We start from the raw sequence: 18,263 nt of genomic DNA, 5'->3' as shown, positions 1-18,263 counted from the left end.
TCCCGAGGGACCCACCCGATTCTTTCAGGCGCCGTTCTTCAGGAAGTCCGGCACGTCGACGTCGTCGAACAGCACCCGCCGGGGCGGCGGCGGGGCCTGGCGCTCGACCGGGGCCGGCTCCTTCGGCTGGTGGTGCTGCGGCCGCGGGGCGCGGGCCTCGACCGGCCGGTAGGCCGGCGCGCCGCCGTCGAACCCGGCCGCGATCACCGTGACGCGCACCTCGTCGCCGAGCGCGTCGTCGATGACCGCGCCGAAGATGATGTTGGCGTCGGGGTGGGCCGCGTCGGTGACCAGCTGCGCCGCGTCGTTGATCTCGAACAGGCCGAGGTCGGAGCCGCCGGCGATGGACAGCAGCACGCCGCGCGCGCCGTCCATGCTCTGCTCCAGCAGCGGGCTGGAGATCGCCGACTCGGCCGCCTCGACGGCGCGGTTGTCGCCGCGCGCGCTGCCGATGCCCATGAGGGCGCTGCCCGCCCCGCTCATGACGCTCTTCACGTCGGCGAAGTCGAGGTTGATCAGGCCGGGCGTGGTGATCAGGTCGGTGATGCCCTGAACACCGGAGAGCAGCACCTGGTCGGCCTGCCGGAACGCGTCCATCATCGAGATGCCCCGGTCGCCGAGCGCCAGGAGCCGGTCGTTGGGGATCACGATGAGCGTGTCGCACTGGTTGCGCAGCTCCTCGATCCCGGCCTCGGCCTGGACCTGCCGGCGCTTGCCCTCGAACGAGAACGGCCGGGTGACCACGCCGATCGTCAGCGCGCCGAGCTTCCGCGCGATGTTCGCCACCACCGGCGCGCCGCCGGTGCCCGTGCCGCCGCCCTCGCCGCAGGTGACGAAGACCATGTCGGCGCCCTTGAGCACCTCTTCGATCTCGTCCCGGTGGTCCTCGGCGGCGTTCTTGCCCACGTCGGGGTTGGCGCCGGCGCCGAGCCCGCGGGTCAGTTCCCGGCCGACGTCGAGCTTGACGTCGGCGTCGCTCATCAGCAGGGCCTGGGCGTCGGTGTTGATCGCGATGAACTCGACGCCCTTGAGGCCAACCTCGATCATGCGATTGACGGCGTTGACCCCGCCGCCGCCGATGCCGACGACCTTGATGACCGCGAGATAGTTGTGCGGATGTGTCATCGGACTGCCTTTCCTTTCGAGGTTGGCGAGCGCCGATCCTTCCCGGAGCCGTCAGACTGGTGAAGCCCGGCCCCGCGACGGGCGGCGTCCGCCATGCAGACGCACTGGATGCGGGTCCCGCAAACCCTCACCCTTTACTAGAGGCTTATAGTTATGTCAACTAATGCCTTATCGCAAGGTAAGGGCCCGACTGTCGCGATCCAAGGACCGCCGCCCGGCGTGTCGCCTATTCCCCGACGACGCCGTCGACCAATTCCCTAACGGCGTCGAGGTGTCCGTTGTGACGGGCGGTCTCCTCGATCATGTGCAGAAGCACCCAGCGGACCGAAACGGGCTCGCCGTGCCGCAGTCCCGCGGCCGTCCCGGCGAGATCGACGTCACGCATCAGGGCGCGGGAGACATCGCATTGGCGCCGGTACCGGTCGAGGTTGCCGGCCAGGGTGGCGCCGGGCACCCGGCGCCAGTCGGCGTCGTCGTCCCCGGCGCTCCACGGCACCGGCACGTCGAGACCGGCGACGACCCGCTCGAACCAGTACGACTCGACCGCCGTGAGATGCGACACCAGCCCGGCGGCGCTGGTCAGCGGTGACGCCGGCAGCGGGGTCCGCCAGGCGTCCTCCTCGGCGAGCCCGGCGCACTTCACGTGGACGGTCTCCCGGTGCCAGTCGAGCCACCCCAGCAGCAGCGCCCGCTCGTCGCCGAGGAAGGGGACGTCGGAACGGGTCACCGCTCCAGCACCGCCCCGGGCGCGCTCACGTCGAGGGTCTTGTCCGGCTGGAGCTTCGCGAGCTGCAGCACCCTGACCTTGGCCTCGTTCTGGGTCGCGTCGCCCCACACGACCGTGCGGCGCTCGGTGAGCTCCAGCCGGACCCGCGTCGGCGTGTCGGCGGCCAGGGCCACCATCTGCGACCGCAGCCACGGCGGCAGCGCCGCCAGGACGGTCAGCGCGGCCCGGGTGGCTGGGTCGCCGGGGGCGGGCGTGGCGAGGCGCACCACCGGCAGGCCCGCCGGCACGGAGCCGACCGGGAGGTAGGCCACGCCGTCGGCGTCCAGCAGCACGAACCCCAGGGCCGCCGGCACCGCGGCGATCGCCGTCCGCTCGCGCACGGCGAGCACCAGGGTGCGGGGGTAGTCCTTGGAGGCGCTGACCGTCCGTACCGGCTTCAGCGCCCGCACCCGCCGCTCCACGGCGGCGAGGTCGAGCCGGGCCAGGGGCGTGCCGGTGGCGACCCCGGCCGCCTCCCGGACGTCCTGGGCCGCCAGCGCCGACACGCCGGTGACCCGGATCCCGTGGACCCCGAACACCGGCGTGGCGTAGACGACGGCGACGGCCCCGCCGAGCAGCGCGGCGACGCCGAGCCCGACCAGCCAGGACAGCGCGGCGCGGAGGCGGTGCCGCCGGGCCCGCTGCGCGAAGCGCCGCTGCGACGAGCCGGCGGGCGCCGAGCGGGGTGCCAGGACCAGCCGCCAGCCGCGCGTGGACGTCAAGGGCGGTCAGTCCTCGATCATTCGCCGTCGGGCCGGTTGTGCCGGCCGACGTATCCGTCGCCGGTGTTCTTGAGCGCGGCGAGCAGCTCGTCACCCATGAGGGAGATCGGCGGCGCGCCCATCGTGACGACGACGTCGCCCTCCCGGACGCGGGCGACGACCTCGCCCGGGACGTCCTCCCACGACGGCACGAACACCTTGCGGTCCTCGGGCAGGTCGACGGCGGCGGTCAGCGCGACCCCGCCCTCCCCCGGCTCGCGGACCTCGCCCGGGCCGAACACCTCCATGATGATCGCCTCGTCGGCCAGGGACAGCGCGGCGGCGATCTCGGTCAGGTAGTCGCGGGTGCGGTACATCCGGTAGGGCTGGAACACCACGATCAGCCGCCCGTCCCCGGCGACCTCGCGCAGGGTGCGCATCGCCGCCTCGATCGGGACGTGGTGATACGCGTACTCGTCGTAGATCCGCACGCCGGCCTCGGCGCCCTTGAACTCGAAGCGCCGCCGCACCCCGGGGAACGTCGACAGCGCCTCGATCGCCGACTCGGCCGGGATGCCGAGCCGCAGGGCGGTGAGCAGCGCCCCGGCCGAGTTGAGGCCGAGGTGCGCGCCGGGGACCGGCAGGTGCACCTCGCCGAGCGGCACGCCGTCGTGGTGCGCCACGTAGCGCACACCCTGCGCGGAGGAGCGCACCTCCGACAGGCGCAGGTCGGCGTCGGGGGCGGTGCCGTAGGTGACGACGTCGCCGCCGGCCTCGCGGACCCGCACGATCATCCGCTGGGCGCCGGGGTCGTCGGCGCAGGTGACCACGAAGCCGCCGGGCTCGACGCGGGCGCAGAACTCGACGAACGCGTCCTCGAGCCCCTGCAGGTCGCCGTACGTGTTGAGGTGGTCGGCGTCGATGTTGGTGACGACCGCGACGTGCGGGTTGTAGAGCAGGAACGACCGGTCGCTCTCGTCGGCCTCGGCGACGAACAGCTCGCCGCTGCCGTGGTGGGCGTTGGAGCCGACCTCGGAGATCTCCCCGCCGATGACGAACGACGGGTCGAGCCCGGCGTGCTGCAGCATCAGGGTGATCATCGACGTCGTCGTCGTCTTCCCGTGGGTACCGGCGACCGCGACGCTCCTGCGCCCGACCATCGTCGCGGCGAGGGCCTCGGAGCGGTGCATGAGCCGCAGCCCCCGCTCCCGGGCGGTGACGAGCTCGATGTGGTCCTGCGGGATCGCGGTCGAGTAGACGACCGTGTCGACCCCGTCGAGGTTGGCCGGCTGGTGCTCGCGGAAGATCGTGCCGCCGAGGGCCTTGAGCGCCGCCAGCTGCGGCCACTCGCGCAGCTCGCTGCCGGACGTGGGGATGCCCCTGGTGAGCAGGAGCCGGGCGAGCCCGCTCATGCCGACCCCGCCCACCCCGACCAGGTGCACCCTGCCGAGGTCCTCGGCGGTGAGCGCCGGCTGTGTTTCCGAGGTCATGCTCCAACCACCTTCAGCAGGTACCGGCGAAGGGCCTCGTCGCCGTCGCGGCGACCGTAACCGGCGGCGGCGCGGCTCATCGCCGCGAGCCGGGCGCCGTCGCGCACCAGGGGCACCACGGTGTCGGTGACCCACTGCGGGGAGAGGTCGCCGTCCTCGACGATGAGGCCGCCACCGGCCTCGACGACCGGCAGCGCGTTGCGGCGCTGCTCGCCGTTGCCCCACGGCAGCGGCACGTAGATGGCCGGCATGCCGACCGCGGCGGTCTCCGCGCAGGTCATCGCGCCGCCCCGGCACAGCGCCAGGTCACCGGCCGCGTAGCCGAGCTCCATCTCCGACAGGAACTTGACCTTCACGTACGGCGCGGGTAGGCCGGTGGGGACCTCGACGTCGTCGTTGCGGGCGCCGATGATGTGCAGCACCTGCACCCCGGAGCCGGTGATCTGCTTGGCCGCGCCGGACACCGCCAGGTTGATCGAGCGGGCGCCGGCCGACGCGCCGAAGACGAACAGCGTCGGCAGGTGCGGGTCGAGGCCGAAGTGGGCGCGGGCCCGCTCCCGCAGCGCGGCCCGGTCGAGGCCGGCGATGCTCTGCCGCAGCGGCACCCCGACGACCTCGGCGTGCGCCACGGCGGGGATCTGCTGCGCCTGGTGGGGGAAGCCGAGCACGATGTGCTTCGTGAAGCGCATGCCCATCTTGTTGGCCACGCCCACGGGCACGTTGACCTCGTGGATGACCGTGGGGGTCTTGCGCCGCCACGCGGCGATGTAGGCGGGCACGGAGACGTAGCCGCCGAACCCGACCACCGCGTCGGCCTCGACCTCGTCGAGGATCTCGCGGGTGGCCCTCGCCGCCTTGTACATCCGGTCCGGGGTGCGGACCAGGTTCATGTTCACGGAGCGGGGCAGCTGGAAGGCCGGGACGTGGCGCAGGTCATAGCCGCGCTGGGGGATGATCTCACCCTCCATCCCACGCTCCGAGCCGATACAGGTGATCCGCAGGCCCGGGTCGTGCCTGCGGAGGCAGTCGGCGAAGGCGAGCAGCGGGTAGATGTGCCCGCCGGTGCCTCCGCCGGCCAGCACCACGGAGCGCAGCGCTGCCATCAGGAGCTCCTTCCGCGGGTCCGCCCTGGGCTGCCGCCCTGCGGCGTCAGTGGACGGCCCGTCGCGCGTGTCGAGGGGACGTCACCGTCGCTGTCGGCGCGGGCGCGCGGCAGCGGCGGCAACGGCGCCCAGAGTAGTCGCACCCACTTTCGCGGCGGACGGGCGTGCATGGCTCTGGCACAGTCGGGCTCGGCGCGGGCCGCGGAGCTGAGCATCCCGGCCGCGCCGAGGGCCACGACCAGGGCGGTGCCGCCGTCGGAGATGAACGGCAGCGGCAGGCCGGTGATCGGCATGATCCCGACCACGCCGCCGATGTTGATGATCGCCTGCCCGACGAACCAGATGGTGATCGCGGCGGCGACGAGCCGGCGGAACGGGTCCTCGACCCGGCGGGCGATGCGCAGGCCCGTGTAGGTGAGCATGCCGAACAGGACGAGGACGACCAGGCAGCCGACGACGCCGAGCTCCTCGGCGACGATGGCGAAGATGAAGTCGTTGTGCGCGTTGGGCAGCCGGCCCCACTTCAGCTGGCTCTCGCCGAGGCCGACGCCGAACCAGCCGCCGTTGCCGATCGCCCACAGCCCGCGCAGGTACTGGTAGCGCCCGTTCCGCGCGTCGGGGTCGATGGACGGGTCGAAGAACACCTTGATGCGGGCCAGCCGGTAGTCCTTCTCGGCCGGCAGGAGGATCAGCGCGAGGACGCCGGCGGCGGCGAGGCCGCCGAGCCAGGCGAAGACCGGCAACCGCGCGCCGGCCGCCCACAGCAGCCCGGTGAAGAGGACCACGAGGCAGATCATGGAGCCGAGGTCGTTGTAGCCGACGAGGAGCAGCAGCGCCACCGTCACCGGCAGCAGCGGCATGAACAGCTCCCGCCACGACAGGATCGTGCGCCCCTTGCGCACCAGCAGGTCGGCGCCCCAGACGACGAGGGCGACCTTCGCGAGCTCCGCCGGCTGCACCTGGACGCCGCCGAGGTGCAGCCACAGGTCCTCGGCCCAGATCGGGCCGAGCCGGATCGCCTTCACCTTCTCGCCGGGCGGGGTGCGGCTGGCGGAGAGCCAGCCCATCAGGTCGACGAAGGCCATGAGCACGAACGCGGCGATGAGCAGCGGCATGGCGATGGCCCGGAACGTGCGGACCGGCAGCCGCTGGCAGACCCAGAACACGACGAGCCCGACCACGGCGAAGATCGTCTGCTTGAACACCGGGCCGAACGGGTCGCCGGTCTCCGCGACGCCCTCGATGCCGGTGACGGAGAACACCATGGCCAGGCCGATGAAGACCAGCAGCCCGACGCTGGACAGCAGCAGGTAGTAGGAGGCGAGCGGCCGGTCGAGCAGGCCGCGCAGCGCGTCGAACCAGCCGAGGATCCCGCTGCCGGGCGGTGCGGGCGGCGACGCGGGTGCCCCCGGCGCCGAGGTCGTCTGGTTGGCCGGCGCCGGTGGCACCGCCGCGGCCGCCGCCGACGTGTCCTGCTCCCCATCGCCCCGCATGGGGACCATCATGCCGCCGGGACCCGCGAGGTCTGGCGACCACGGGGTCCCGGCGTGTCGGACCGGCTCGATGTCCGGCGCGGCCGGCGGGCGGGATCAGCCGGAGCCGCTCATCACCCGCAGGAAGTCGGCGGCGAACAGGCCGAGCGACGCGGCCATGCCCAGGCCGGCGATGATCCAGAAGCGGACCACGATGTTGACCTCGCTCCAGCCGGCGAGCTCGAAGTGGTGCTGCAGGGGCACCATCCGGAAGATGCGCTTGCCGGTCGTGCGGTAGGAGCCGATCTGCATGATCCACGTCACGACGATGATGAAGAACAGCAGGCCCATCAGCGGCAGCAGCAGGACGGTCTTGGTCGCCACGGCGAGGCCGGCGATGAGCGAGCCGAGCGCCATGGAGCCGGTGTCGCCCATGAAGATCCGCGCCGGGGAGGTGTTCCACCACAGGAAGCCGACCAGCGCGCCGACGGCCGCGCCGGCGATGAGCGCCATCTCGAGGGGGTCGCGGACGTCGTAGCAGTAGCTGGCGGTGTACTCGGGGTCGGCGCACCAGTGCCGGTACTGCCAGAACGCGATCGCCATGTAGCTGCCGATCACCAGGATCGACGTGCCGGTCGCGAGGCCGTCGAGGCCGTCGGTGAGGTTCACCGCGTTGGACATCGACATGACCACGAACACGAAGAAGACGACGGCGCCGATCTTGGTGATGTCGAGCCAGTCGATGTCGTGCACCCATGACAGCTTCGGGCTGGCGACCGTGGTGACGACCGAGTCGCCGGTCTGCTTCGCCGGCACGTACAGGGCGATCGCGCCGAAGATCGCGCCGATCAGCGCCTGGCCGATGAGCTTGCCGCGCTTGTTGAGCCCGTCGCTGTTGCGCTTGGCGACCTTGAGGTAGTCGTCGAGGAAGCCGAGCAGGCCGGTGAAGACGAACAGGCCCAGCAGCACCACCGCGGTCGCGGTCGGGCCGCTCGGGCGCAGCTGCTGGTCCGGCAGCGTGGTCAGCGCGATGTGCCCGCCGGTGTAGGCGATGAGCGTGGCGAAGATGAACACCACGCCGCCCATCGTGGGCGTGCCCTTCTTGCCCAGGTGGCCCTGCGGTCCGTCGGTGCGGATCGGCTGGTCGGCCTTGAGCCTGGTGAAGTACTTGATCGCGATCGGGGTGCCGAACAGCGAGATGAGGAACGCCACGAACGCGGCGACGAAGACGGCCCTCACCTGGCGCCCGCCCGCAGGGCGTCGGCGATGTCCCACGTCCGGTATCTGGATCCCTTGACCAGGACCACGTCGCGGGGCCGCAGCTCGGCGCGCAGCAGCGCGACGGCGGCCTCCTGATCGGTCACGAGCACCGGGTCTCCTCCCCAACTCGCCACGACGGACGCACCGTGCAGGATCGGCGCGGCCTGCTCGCCCACGGCCACGAGGCGGTCGACGCCGAGCTCAGCGGCGAGGCGACCGACCTCCTCATGTCCGGTTCGCTCATACTCACCGAGCTCTGCCATGGAGCCGAGCACGGCGATCATCCGCCGCCCGCCGGCCACCGCGACGAGCGCCCGGAGCGCCGCCGCCATGGACGCCGGATTGGCGTTGTACGAGTCGTCGATGACCGTGACATCGTCGGCACGGTCGAAGACATCCATCCTTCGGCTCGACAAGCCCTCTAGATCGCCGAGTGTGGCGGCGATCGTGGCCGGATCCACACCGGCGTGCGACGCCACGGCAGCGGCGAGTGACGCGTTGCCGACCTGGTGCCGCCCGGCGACGTCGAGCCGCACCTCGACCGGGTCCGCGCCGGGCAGGTGCAGCGTGAAGCCGAACCGGCCGCGGCCGAGGTCCACGACGTCCGTGGCGCGCACATCCGACAGTTCTGACTCGCCCACGAGGCGCACCGGGGCGGCGCTGCGCGACGCCATCGACCGGACCCGCTCGTCGTCGGCGTTGAGGATCGCGAGACCGTCCGGGCGCAGCGCCTCGACGAGCTCCCCCTTGGCGAGGGTGGTGCCCTCCAGGGAGCCGAACTCGGCGATGTGCGACGTGCCCACGTTGACGACGACCGACACGTCTGGCGGCGCGATCTCGCACAGGTACCGCAGGTGCCCGGCGCCGCGGGAACCCATCTCCAGCACCAGGTAGCGGGTGTCCGCGGCGACCTTCAGCACGGTGTACGGGGTGCCGAGCTCGTTGTTCTCCGACGCGGTGGTCGCCACGGTCGGCCCCGCGGTGCGCAGCAGCGCGGCGATGAGGTCCTTGGTGCTCGTCTTGCCCGACGAGCCGGTGACCGCGACGACGGTGATGTCGTCACGCCGCTCCAGGACGGCCCGTGCGAGCAGCCCCAGGGCGGCGCGCGGGTCCTCGACGACGATCGTGGGCACGCCGTCGACGGGCCGGCTGCCGAGGACCGCGACGGCCCCGTCGGCGACGGCCTTGGCGGCGAAGTCGTGCGCGTCGACCTTCGCGCCGGCGAACGCGACGAACAGCCCGCCGGGTCCCACCTTGCGGGAGTCGTACTCGACCGGGCCGTCGACGACCGCCGCGCCGGCCGCCGGGAGGTCGGTCGCGTGCAGGGTGCCGCCGACGACGGCGGTGATCTCGGCGACGGTGAACGGGATCATGACGCCGCCCGCAGCGCCGCGGCGAGCTCGACCCGGTCGTCGAACGGCAGGACCTCGCCGCCGATCTCCTGGCCGCGCTCGTGGCCCTTGCCGAGCACCGCCACCACGTCGCCGGGCCGGGCCTCCGCGACCGCCTGGTCGATGGCGGCCCGGCGGCCGTCCACCTCGACGACGGTGGCCGCGGCGCCGGCGGTGCCGGCGAGCACCTCCGACCGGATGAACGCCGGGTCCTCGGTGCGGGGGTTGTCGTCGGTGACGATCACCAGGTCGGCGCCTTCCGCGGCGGCCCGCCCCATCAGCGGCCGCTTGCCCCGGTCACGGTCGCCGCCGGCGCCGACGACGCAGATGACGCGCCCGCCCCGGGACGCGGCGAGGGTCCGCAGCGCGGCGAGGACCTCGACCATCGCGTCGGGCTTGTGCGCGTAGTCGACGACGCCGAGCACGTCGCCGGGGGCGTCGACCCGCTCCATCCGGCCGGGCGAGCCGGGCGCCTCCGCGACGGCCTTCGCCGCGACAGAGAGGTCGACGCCGACGGCGACGAGGGCGGCGATCGCGAGCAGCGCGTTGGCGACGTTGTGCCGGCCGGGCAGGCCCACGCCGGACGCCACGGAGGCGTCGCGCCGGGTGACGGTGAACCGCTGGCCGTAGCCGTCGGGCGTGACGCCGGTGGCGCGGAAGTCCGCGGCCGGGTCGCCGGCCGCCGAGTAGGTCCACGTCGCCGGCTTGCGCAGCCGCATGACCCGCTCGTCGTCGAGGTTGAGGATCTCGGTGGCGGCGCGGCCGTCGAACAGGCGGGCCTTCGCCGCGTAGTACGCCTCGACGTCGGGGTGGAAGTCGAGGTGGTCCATGCCGAAGTTCGTGTAGCCGGCGGCGGCGAACCGGACGCCGTTGACCCGGCCGAGCTCCAGGGCGTGGCTGGAGACCTCCATGACGACGGCCTCGACGCCGCGCTCCAGCCCGGCGGCGAACAGCGCGTGCAGGTCCGTCGCCTCGGGCGTGGTGCGGGCGCTGTCGACGGTGAGGTCGCCGAGGCGGGTCTCGACCGTGCCGATGAGTCCGGTGACCTGGCCGGCGGCCCGCAGGCCGGCCTCGACGAGGTACGCCGTGGACGTCTTGCCGGCGGTGCCGGTGATGCCGATCGTGGTCAGCTGCCGGGTCGGCTCGCCGTACACGTGCGAGGCGACGGCACCGAGCGCCGCGCGCGGGTCGTCGACGACGATCGCGGGCAGGTCGCTGATCTGTGCGAGGCCGGCCGGGTCGGTGAGCACGGCGACCGCGCCGGCCTCCCTCGCCTGGCCGGCGAACTGGGCGCCGTGCACCCGCGCCCCGGGCAGGGCCGCGTACAGGTCACCGGGGCGCACCGCGGAGCTACTGTGGGTCACGCCGGTGACGGCGACCTCGCCGTCCTGCGCCACCATGGGCGCACCGGCGAGGGCCGCCAGCTCGACGGCGAGCACGGGGCGGACACTCCTCGGTCGGGGATAGCCGGGCACGGGGTCAGACCCTACCCGTCCCGCCGGGAAGTGGCAGAGCCGGTGTCACGGGTAGATCGTCAGCTTCGGCGGCTCGGTGCCCGTCGGCACCACTCCGAAGCTACTCAGGGTGACGGCCATCATGTCCTTGAACAACGGCGCGGCGACGGAACCTCCCGCACCGCTGGGCACGTGCGCGGTGACGGCGACCACGTAGCGTGGCGCCTCCGCCGGCGCCATGCCGATGAACGACACCACCTCGCCGGGGGCGTAGCCGCCGTCCTGGGGCAGCTTCGACGTGCCGGTCTTGCCCGCGATCCGATAGCCGGGGATCGCCGCCTGGTGGCCGGTCGCGTCGCCGAGCGTCGTGACACCCTCCAGCATGGTGCGTAGCTCCTGCGCGTGCACCGGATCCAGCACCCGCCGGGTCACCTGCGCGGGTGGCTTCGTCTCCGTGCCGTCCGGCGCGATGATCTTCCGGACCAGCGTCGGCTGCACCCACAGGCCGTCGTTGGCGATCGCGCCGTAGACGGCGGCCATCTGGATCGCGGTCGTCGCCACGCCGTTGCCGATCGGGATCGAGCCGGGGCTGGAGCCGGTCCACTCCCCCGGCGGCAGGAGCTGCCCCGGCGACTCGTTCGGCAGGCCGACGCCGGTGCGCTGGCCGAGACCGAACTTGCGCTGGTACTCGTACAGCTTGTCCTTGCCGAGCATGTCCGCGACGGCAATCGTGCCGACGTTCGACGACAGCGCGAGGATGCCCGGGATGGTCATCGGCGTGCCGTCCTTCTGTGGCGGGTGGTCGGTGTAGGTCGTGTCGCCCTTCTTCACCTTCGAGTTGACGACGATCGTCGACGAGGGCGTGATCAGCCCCTCCTGCAGCGCGGCGCCCATGACGATCGCCTTGTGGACCGAGCCCGGGTCGAAGACCGTCGCGGTGCACTGGTCCTTGAGATCCTCGGGGTCCGACTTGCCGGGGTCGTTGGCGGGAAAGGACGGGTAGCTCGCCATCGCCATGACCTCCGCGGTCTGACGGTCGAGCACGATCGCGGTGCCGAAGGTCGCGCCGAGCGCCGCCATCCGGGTGCCGAGCGTGTTCTGCACCAGGTACTGCAGGTCGGCGTCGATGGTCAGCTCGACCGAGCTGCCGGGCCGGGCCGGCTTGAGCTCCTGCACGCCCTGCGGCAGCGGCTTGTTGAGCTCGCCCTGGCCGCGCTCGTACGTGTGCATACCGTCGATGCCGCGCAGCTGCTGGTCGTACGCCTTCTCGATGCCGAGCTGGCCGGACAGGTCCGACTTCCTGGTGTAGCCGACGATGTTGGACGCGAGGTCGTAGCTGGGCGCGTGCCGGCGCTCGTCGCGGCCGATCTCCAGCGCGCCGGCGAAGCTCAGCTTCCCGATCCGCTCGCCGTCCTCGATCGAGATCTGGTGCGCGACGTACTCGTAGCGGACGTCGGTCTTGCCGTCGGCGCCCTTGTGCGGGGTCAGCTTGCGCACCAGGTCGGAGCGCAGCACCCCGTACTTGGCGAGGACCGCGAACAGGTCGTCCGCCGCCTTCTCCGGATCCTTGATCACCATCGGGTCGGCGGCGACGTAGCGCGTCTCGACCGAGTGCACGATGATCTTGCCGGTGCGGTCGAGGATCGCGCCGCGGGACGCGGGCAGGACGTCGTGCACCAGCCGGGCATTGAGGCCCTGCGCGGCGTAGGCGCTGGCGTCGGTGAGCTGGAGCTGGACGAGCCGGATGCCGATCGCGGCGAACATCAGCAGCGCCAGGACCGTGGCCAGCCGCAGCCGGCGGCGTGGCTCGGCGAGCTTCGGCGCGCGGTTGGTGCGCGGCAGGCGTGGGACCCGGACCCGGCTCTGCTTGCGGGGTTTGCGCACCGGAGTGGTTTTTCTCGCCGGTGTACGGGTGGCGCCGGTGCGTTTCAGCGGCTGCGCGCCGGTCCTGGCCTGGTTGGTCCTCGACGTGCCCGTCCGGACCCGCGGGTCCGCGGCCCGCTCGTCCGGTGCGGTGGGCGCCTCGCGCGCGACGGACCGCAGGCGGGGCTGCTCCCGGTCGATGCCGACCCTCGCGGCCCGCTGGCCCACGGCGCCGCGCGGATCGCCCGTCCTGCGTGGATCGCCTGTCCTGCGCGGTTCCGCCGTCCTGCGCGGTTCGGCCGCGCCACGCCGGTCGGTCGTCCTGCGCGGGTCGGTCGCTCTGCGCGGGTCGGTCGTCCTGCGCGGGTCGGTCGCCCTTCGCGGGTGGGACTCCGCGGCGGTGTCCGGATCGGTGCCGCGCGGGCTGTCGGCGGCCCGGCCGGCGGCCCGGCGGCCGGTGTCGGTGCGGCCTCCCTGCAGCACCTCGAGCGCCGGCCGGAACGGGTCGCCCCGCCCCGTGCCGGCGTGCTCGACCGACGCGTCGCGGACGGAGCGCCCCCGGGGCGTGTAGCGGCGCGCCTCGGACATCGTGCCGCGCACCGGCGGCTCGGCCCCCGATCCGGCCGTCGGGCCGGCCGCGGGGTCGCCGCCGGCACGGGAACGGGCGGCCGCACCGGCACCCCCCGCGCCTGCGCGACCGCCCGTCCGCTGCCGGCCGGCGTCACTGCCGCGACCGGCCTCCCGTCCGGCGCCCCCGCGCCGCTCGGTGCTGCTCCGCCGATCAGGAGTGTCGCCAGCCATCGTCCTGCAACTTCCCGTTGTTGAGTTTGGCTTCGTCGCTGTGCCTGAGAGGTGCCTTGGATGGGCCGGGGATGTGCCTGCGTTACTTGCTCGGACCCGGCATCTCGAGCTTGCTGCCGTCGGGCAGCAGCAGGTACGCCGGCGTGCGCGACGGCACGAGGCCCAGCCGCTTGGCCCGCGCCGCGAGCGTCACGGGCGACTCCTTGTCGGCCAGGTCGCTGCGGAGCCGCGCCTCGTCACGGTCGAGGGTGCTCTGCTTCGTCCTGAGCGCGTCGAGCCGGAACGCGTTCTCGGCGATCCGCGTGTTGAGCACGAGGATGCCGACCACGCCGATGAGCACCAGCACGAGCACGAGCGCCACGAACGGCGCGCGCGGTGCGGTGACCGGCGCCGGTGGTGCGACGCGCAGCCTTGGCCGCTGCTCGTCCCGGGTCTTCTCGTGCGGCGTCCGCCGCTCCCTCGCCGGCCTGTCCTGCGGTGCAGGCTGGGTGGTCCCCCGCTCCGGCTGGAGCGCCGTCGCGCCGATGATCGGCGCGTCGCTCCGCTCGTCAACCTGGCGCGCCGTGGTCCGGCCCCCCGACCGCGATGCACCCTGCTGACTTCTGCGCGGCCGGTCGGCCGGCAGTGTCGTCACGTTCATCTCACACCTCCCCCAGAGGTTGTGCCTTGTTGCAGTTACTTGCTGTCCGCGGGTTCCCTGCGTTCGACGGCTCTGAGCCGCACGGACGCCGCCCGTGGGTTGGCCGCCACCTCGGCCGCGTCGGGGAGCTCCGCTCCCCTGGTGAGGACTCTCAGCTCCGGCTCGCTGCCCGCCGGCTCGAACGGCAGCTCGACCGGCACCGTCGACCGCGACCGCCCGACGATCGCCTGCTTGACCAGGCGGTCCTCGAGCGAGTGGTACGACAGCACGACCATCCGGCCGCCCGGCTTCAGCGCGTCGAGCGCCGCCGGCAGCGCCCGCTCGAGCACGGCGAGCTCGCCGTTGACCTCGATCCGCAGCGCCTGGAACGTGCGCTTGGCCGGGTGCCCGCCGGTCCGCCGCGCCGGCGCCGGGATCGAGTCCCGGACCAGCTCGGCCAGCCTGGCGGAGGAGTTCAGCTCCCCCTTGCCGCGCTCGCGGAGGATCGCCTGCGCGATCCGGGAGGCGAACTTCTCCTCCCCGTACACCCGGAGGACGCGGGCGAGATCGCCGTGGCTGTACGTGTTGACCACCTCGGCCGCGGTGATGCCCCGCGTCTGGTCCATCCGCATGTCCAGCGGCGCGTCCTGGGCGTAGGCGAACCCACGATCGGCCTCGTCGAGCTGCATCGACGACACCCCCAGGTCGAACAGCGCACCGTCGATCCCCGCACCGTCCAGCACCTCCTCAAGCTCGTCGTAGACGGCGTGCACGAGGCGGGTCCGGTCCGCGTACGGCGCCAGCCGCTGCCCGGCGAGGCGCAGCGCCTGGGTGTCGCGGTCCAGCCCGAGCAGCCGCGCCCCCGGGTGCGCCAGCAGCACGGCTTCGGCGTGACCGCCGAGGCCGAGCGTGGCGTCCAGGTGCAGCGCGCCCGCGCGGTCCAACGCCGGGGCGAGCAGCTCGAGACAGCGCTCGAGCAGCACGGGAACGTGAATGTCCCGCTCCCCCATCGTCGACCCCCTACCGCGGCGGATTCGCGGCCCGCCGTCGTGCTGAACGTTGCTGTTCCCTGTGCTCCGGTGAGCTGAAACGTGATTCACGTCCTGCTTCGCGGGTCGTCGTCGGCGGTTTCCGGTGCGCTGCCGCGCGTTTCCGTGCGCCACCGCGCGTTCCGTGCGGTGCGTACTGTGCGGTGCGTGCTGTGCTGTCGGTGCTGCTGTTCGGTGCGGTAGTGCACGAGCGCCGTACCGCCAGCTCCCCATCCGCCCACTCCGCCCTGGCGCCGGGGAAGTGGCGTCAGGACCTTGGAGCGGCTGGAGAGCTCGCGGCACGGCGTTCGACTGGGTGCCTGCAGATGGACCTCACAGCCCGCCCGGCAGCACCCCCTCCTCGATCCCGGCGAAGTCCTCTTCGCTGTCGGCGAGGTAGGTGTCCCACGCCTGGCGGTCCCAGATCTCCACCCTGGTGCTCGCGCCGATCACGACCAGCTCGCGGTCCAGCCCGGCATACTCGCGGAGATGCTGCGGGATGGTGACCCGACCCTGACGGTCGGGGACCTCGTCGTGAGCGCTTGCGAAGAACACCCTGCTGTAGGCCCGGGCGGCCTTGTGGGTCATCGGTGTCGCACGAAGCTGTTCGGCGATCCGGGCGAACTCGGCGCCGGGAAACACGTAGAGACAGCGCTCCTGCCCCTTGGTGATCACGACACCTCCCGCCAGCTCATCCCGAAACTTGGCCGGCAGGATCAACCGGCCCTTGTCGTCCAGGCGGGGAGTGTGGGTGCCGAGAAACATCGACATCCACCCCTTCCCACCGCGAACGGTCCCCCCGGGGCCGGCCGAGCCCCCCGGCTCCGCCATCGCGCTCCACTGTACTCCACTTCCCTCCACCGTCAACGCGAAAACACCGGAAGTGACATCGGCGTGCGTGAAGAAATCCCACGTCAAACGGGGTGCGTCGAGGTGGAGGGCGGTTGGCCGACCGGTCACCCGTACGGTCGGTTCGGCCGATCGTAAATATGGACGAACCGCTCATCAGGTCGGACTTCGCCGGTGCTTTATGGCTCCGTTAAGGTCCCCGGCGGGCGCGGCCCGGCGTTGGTGGAGGGAAGTGGAGGGTTCCGGGACGAGCGGTGGAGTGAGCCCGCGGTCGGTTGTCGGACGGTGGACGGCGTTGGGCGCGTGATCCGTGGCAGGTAGGGTCTGCGGCATCGCCGGAAGACAGTGGAAGTGAGATGACGGACCACAAGCTCCCGATGCGGGCGAAGCTCGCCACATCGTTGTCGCGCGGCGCTGCCGCACTGTCCCGCGCCACCGGCCGGGGCGACGGCTCCGTCATCGGCGGCCGGATCGCCCTGATGGTCGACCCCAACCTCCTCGCCGAGCTCGCGGCGGGCCGGGAGATCGCCCTGATCTCGGGCACCAACGGCAAGACCACCACGACCCGGCTCACCGCGGCCGCCATGGGCGTGCTCGGCGACGTCGCCACCAACAGCCTCGGCGCCAACATGCCCACCGGGCACACATCGGCGCTGGCCAAGGCGGGCGCCACGCCGTATGCGGTGCTCGAGGTCGACGAGCACTACCTGAAGCAGGTCCTCGACGCGACCCGCCCGAAGGTCGTCGCGCTGCTCAACCTCAGCCGCGACCAGCTGGACCGGGCCAAGGAGGTCGCGATGATGGCGGCCCTGTGGCGCGACGCGCTGCCCGGCCGCGACCTGCACCTCGTCGCCAACGCCGACGACCCGATGGTGGTGTGGGCGGCGGGCAAGGCGGTCGCCTCCGGCACCGGCGTGACCTGGGTCGCCGCCGGCCAGCGCTTCCACGACGACTCGTGGGTGTGCCCCGAGTGCGGCTCGTCGATCGAGCGCAACGGCGACCAGTGGGCCTGCGTCGCCGGCAACCTGAGCCGGCCCGTGCCGAGCTGGGCCGTCTCCGGCGACGGGGTGGTCGACAGCACCGGCACGTATCACCACATCGAGCTGCAGCTGCCGGGCCGGGTCAACCGCGCGAACGCCGCGACCGCCCTCGCCGTCGCCGCCCACTTCGGCGTCCCCCCGGCGAAGGCCGTGCCCGAGCTGGCGAAGGTCGCCTCGATCGCCGGCCGGTACGCGGTGGTCGAGCGCGACGGCAGGGTCGTGCGCCTGCTGCTGTCGAAGAACCCGGCGGGCTGGCTCGAGGCCTTCGACATGGCCGACGACGTGCCGACGCTGCTGTCCATCAACGCCCGCGACCCCGACGGGCTGGACACGTCGTGGCTCTACGACGTGGACTTCTCGCCCCTGCGCGGGCGGCGCGTCCTCGTCACCGGTGACCGGGCCATGGACCTCGCGGTCCGGCTCGAGGTCAACGAGGTGCCGTTCGAGCACGTCAAGTCCTTCTCGCAGGCGCTCACGCTGATCCCGCCGGGCCGGCTCGAGGTCATCGCCAACTACACCGCATTCCAGGACATCCGAGCGGAGCTGGACCGTGTCAACTGAGTCGCGCCTGCGCCTGATCTGGCTGTACCCGGACCTGCTGTCCACGTATGGCGACCGGGGCAACCTGCTGATCCTGGCCCGCCGCGCCGATCTGCGCGGCCTGCCCGTCGAGTGCGCCGAGGTCCGCGCGGACCAGGCCGTGCCGTCCGACGGCGACGTGTACCTCATCGGCGGCGGCGAGGACGGCCCGCAGGCCCTGGCGGCCCAGCGCCTCATCGCCGACGGCGGCCTGCGCCGCGCCGTCGACCGCGGCGCCACCGTCTTCTCCGTCTGCGCCGGCTATCAGCTGCTGGGCAACTCCTTCTACGCCAAGGGCGCCAAGTGCGCGGGCCTGGGCCTGCTCGACCTGGACTCCGACCGCGGCGAGACCCGCGCCGTCGGCGAGCTGGCCGGCGAGTGCGACCCCGCGCTGGGCCTGCCGACCCTCACCGGCTTCGAGAACCACGGCGGCCGCACCCACCTCGGGCCCGGTGTCCGCCCCCTGGCCCGGGTCACCGCCGGCATCGGCAACGACGGCCGCTCCGAGGGCGCCTGGCACGGCCGGATCCTCGGCACGTATTCCCACGGCCCGGCCCTCGCCCGCAACCCCGGCATCGCCGACCTGCTCCTGCGCTGGGCCACCGGCATGACCATGGAGCCGATCGACGACCGCTGGCCGACCCGGCTGCGCGACGAGCGCCTCTCCGCCGTCCTCGACAAGTAGCCACCGACCGCGAAGGGCGCCTCCGGAGAACCGGAGG

General features: G+C 72.8%; 15 protein-coding genes. 2 read left to right on the top strand and 13 right to left on the bottom strand.

What is annotated here, in order from left to right; genetic code table 11:
• Positions 1–24: 24 nt before the first annotated feature.
• The 13 genes from ftsZ to mraZ form a co-directional block, all read right to left on the bottom strand.
• Positions 25–1,125: a cell division protein FtsZ gene (ftsZ, locus tag ACFY3L_RS11550; RefSeq protein ID WP_389321702.1), complete on the bottom strand. Its 1,101-nt coding sequence runs from the start codon at positions 1,123–1,125 to the stop codon at positions 25–27.
• A gap of 226 nt (positions 1,126–1,351) precedes the next feature.
• The gene (locus ACFY3L_RS11545) at positions 1,352–1,852 is read right to left on the bottom strand and encodes a DinB family protein (RefSeq protein WP_389321700.1); all 501 of its coding nucleotides are present in this window, start codon (positions 1,850–1,852) and stop codon (positions 1,352–1,354) included.
• Entirely contained in the window at positions 1,849–2,613 is a 765-nt protein-coding gene (locus ACFY3L_RS11540) for a cell division protein FtsQ/DivIB (RefSeq protein ID WP_389321698.1), read from the bottom strand. Before ACFY3L_RS11540 ends, ACFY3L_RS11545 begins: the two co-directional genes overlap by 4 nt.
• Before the next feature lie 17 nt (positions 2,614–2,630).
• A complete protein-coding gene (murC, locus tag ACFY3L_RS11535; protein WP_389321696.1) occupies positions 2,631–4,082 on the bottom strand; it encodes a UDP-N-acetylmuramate--L-alanine ligase in 1,452 nt (483 codons plus the stop codon).
• Positions 4,079–5,185 (bottom strand): glycosyltransferase, encoded by a 1,107-nt coding sequence (locus tag ACFY3L_RS11530; RefSeq protein ID WP_389321694.1) that lies wholly within the window; start codon positions 5,183–5,185, stop codon positions 4,079–4,081. Before ACFY3L_RS11530 ends, murC begins: the two co-directional genes overlap by 4 nt.
• Entirely contained in the window at positions 5,185–6,678 is a 1,494-nt protein-coding gene (locus ACFY3L_RS11525) for an FtsW/RodA/SpoVE family cell cycle protein (protein ID WP_389321692.1), read from the bottom strand. Before ACFY3L_RS11525 ends, ACFY3L_RS11530 begins: the two co-directional genes overlap by 1 nt.
• 96 nt (positions 6,679–6,774) lie before the next feature.
• Positions 6,775–7,896, bottom strand: a complete 1,122-nt coding sequence (gene mraY, locus ACFY3L_RS11520) for a phospho-N-acetylmuramoyl-pentapeptide-transferase (RefSeq protein ID WP_389321690.1) — start codon at positions 7,894–7,896, stop codon at positions 6,775–6,777.
• Entirely contained in the window at positions 7,893–9,290 is a 1,398-nt protein-coding gene (gene murF / locus ACFY3L_RS11515) for a UDP-N-acetylmuramoyl-tripeptide--D-alanyl-D-alanine ligase (protein ID WP_389321688.1), read from the bottom strand. The genes mraY and murF overlap by 4 nt, the downstream gene beginning before the upstream one ends.
• On the bottom strand, positions 9,287–10,783 hold the full coding sequence (locus ACFY3L_RS11510; RefSeq protein WP_389321686.1) for a UDP-N-acetylmuramoyl-L-alanyl-D-glutamate--2,6-diaminopimelate ligase: 1,497 nt from the start codon (positions 10,781–10,783) through the stop codon (positions 9,287–9,289). Before ACFY3L_RS11510 ends, murF begins: the two co-directional genes overlap by 4 nt.
• A gap of 45 nt (positions 10,784–10,828) precedes the next feature.
• Positions 10,829–13,213 (bottom strand): penicillin-binding transpeptidase domain-containing protein, encoded by a 2,385-nt coding sequence (locus tag ACFY3L_RS11505; protein WP_389321684.1) that lies wholly within the window; start codon positions 13,211–13,213, stop codon positions 10,829–10,831.
• Positions 13,214–13,508: 295 nt separating this feature from the next.
• The gene (locus ACFY3L_RS11500; protein WP_389321682.1) at positions 13,509–14,066 is read right to left on the bottom strand and encodes a hypothetical protein; all 558 of its coding nucleotides are present in this window, start codon (positions 14,064–14,066) and stop codon (positions 13,509–13,511) included.
• Between the two features lie 35 nt (positions 14,067–14,101).
• A complete protein-coding gene (gene rsmH, locus ACFY3L_RS11495; RefSeq protein ID WP_389321680.1) occupies positions 14,102–15,055 on the bottom strand; it encodes a 16S rRNA (cytosine(1402)-N(4))-methyltransferase RsmH in 954 nt (317 codons plus the stop codon).
• Between the two features lie 351 nt (positions 15,056–15,406).
• Complete coding sequence (mraZ, locus tag ACFY3L_RS11490; RefSeq protein WP_389322600.1) at positions 15,407–15,838, bottom strand: division/cell wall cluster transcriptional repressor MraZ; 432 nt, start codon at positions 15,836–15,838, stop codon at positions 15,407–15,409.
• Between the two features lie 440 nt (positions 15,839–16,278).
• Here mraZ and ACFY3L_RS11485 point away from each other — a divergent pair, with 440 nt between their 5' ends.
• Together ACFY3L_RS11485 and ACFY3L_RS11480 are read left to right on the top strand one after the other, a co-directional pair.
• The gene (locus ACFY3L_RS11485; protein ID WP_389321679.1) at positions 16,279–17,523 is read left to right on the top strand and encodes a MurT ligase domain-containing protein; all 1,245 of its coding nucleotides are present in this window, start codon (positions 16,279–16,281) and stop codon (positions 17,521–17,523) included.
• Positions 17,513–18,226: a type 1 glutamine amidotransferase gene (locus ACFY3L_RS11480; protein ID WP_389321677.1), complete on the top strand. Its 714-nt coding sequence runs from the start codon at positions 17,513–17,515 to the stop codon at positions 18,224–18,226. The genes ACFY3L_RS11485 and ACFY3L_RS11480 overlap by 11 nt, the downstream gene beginning before the upstream one ends.
• The last annotated feature ends 37 nt before the right edge of the window (positions 18,227–18,263 follow it).

This window comes from Dactylosporangium sp. NPDC000521, assembly GCF_042898305.1.
Taxonomy (GTDB): domain Bacteria; phylum Actinomycetota; class Actinomycetes; order Mycobacteriales; family Micromonosporaceae; genus Dactylosporangium.
Note: the sequence above shows the minus strand (reverse complement) of the source record. Positions and strands in the feature narration are given on the sequence as shown.

Excerpts from the sequence above, each read along its gene's own strand:
- ACFY3L_RS11505 (WP_389321684.1), bottom strand. The coding sequence starts at position 13,213 with ATGTCCGAGGCGCGCCGCTACACGCCCCGGGGGCGCTCCGTCCGCGAC.
- mraZ (WP_389322600.1), bottom strand. The coding sequence starts at position 15,838 with ATGTTTCTCGGCACCCACACTCCCCGCCTGGACGACAAGGGCCGGTTG.
- ftsZ (WP_389321702.1), bottom strand. The coding sequence starts at position 1,125 with ATGACACATCCGCACAACTATCTCGCGGTCATCAAGGTCGTCGGCATC.
- murF (WP_389321688.1), bottom strand. The coding sequence starts at position 9,290 with ATGATCCCGTTCACCGTCGCCGAGATCACCGCCGTCGTCGGCGGCACC.
- rsmH (WP_389321680.1), bottom strand. The coding sequence starts at position 15,055 with ATGGGGGAGCGGGACATTCACGTTCCCGTGCTGCTCGAGCGCTGTCTC.
- murC (WP_389321696.1), bottom strand. The coding sequence starts at position 4,082 with ATGACCTCGGAAACACAGCCGGCGCTCACCGCCGAGGACCTCGGCAGG.
- ACFY3L_RS11530 (WP_389321694.1), bottom strand. The coding sequence starts at position 5,185 with ATGGCAGCGCTGCGCTCCGTGGTGCTGGCCGGCGGAGGCACCGGCGGG.
- ACFY3L_RS11525 (WP_389321692.1), bottom strand. The coding sequence starts at position 6,678 with ATGCGGGGCGATGGGGAGCAGGACACGTCGGCGGCGGCCGCGGCGGTG.
- ACFY3L_RS11485 (WP_389321679.1), top strand. The coding sequence starts at position 16,279 with ATGACGGACCACAAGCTCCCGATGCGGGCGAAGCTCGCCACATCGTTG.
- ACFY3L_RS11500 (WP_389321682.1), bottom strand. The coding sequence starts at position 14,066 with ATGAACGTGACGACACTGCCGGCCGACCGGCCGCGCAGAAGTCAGCAG.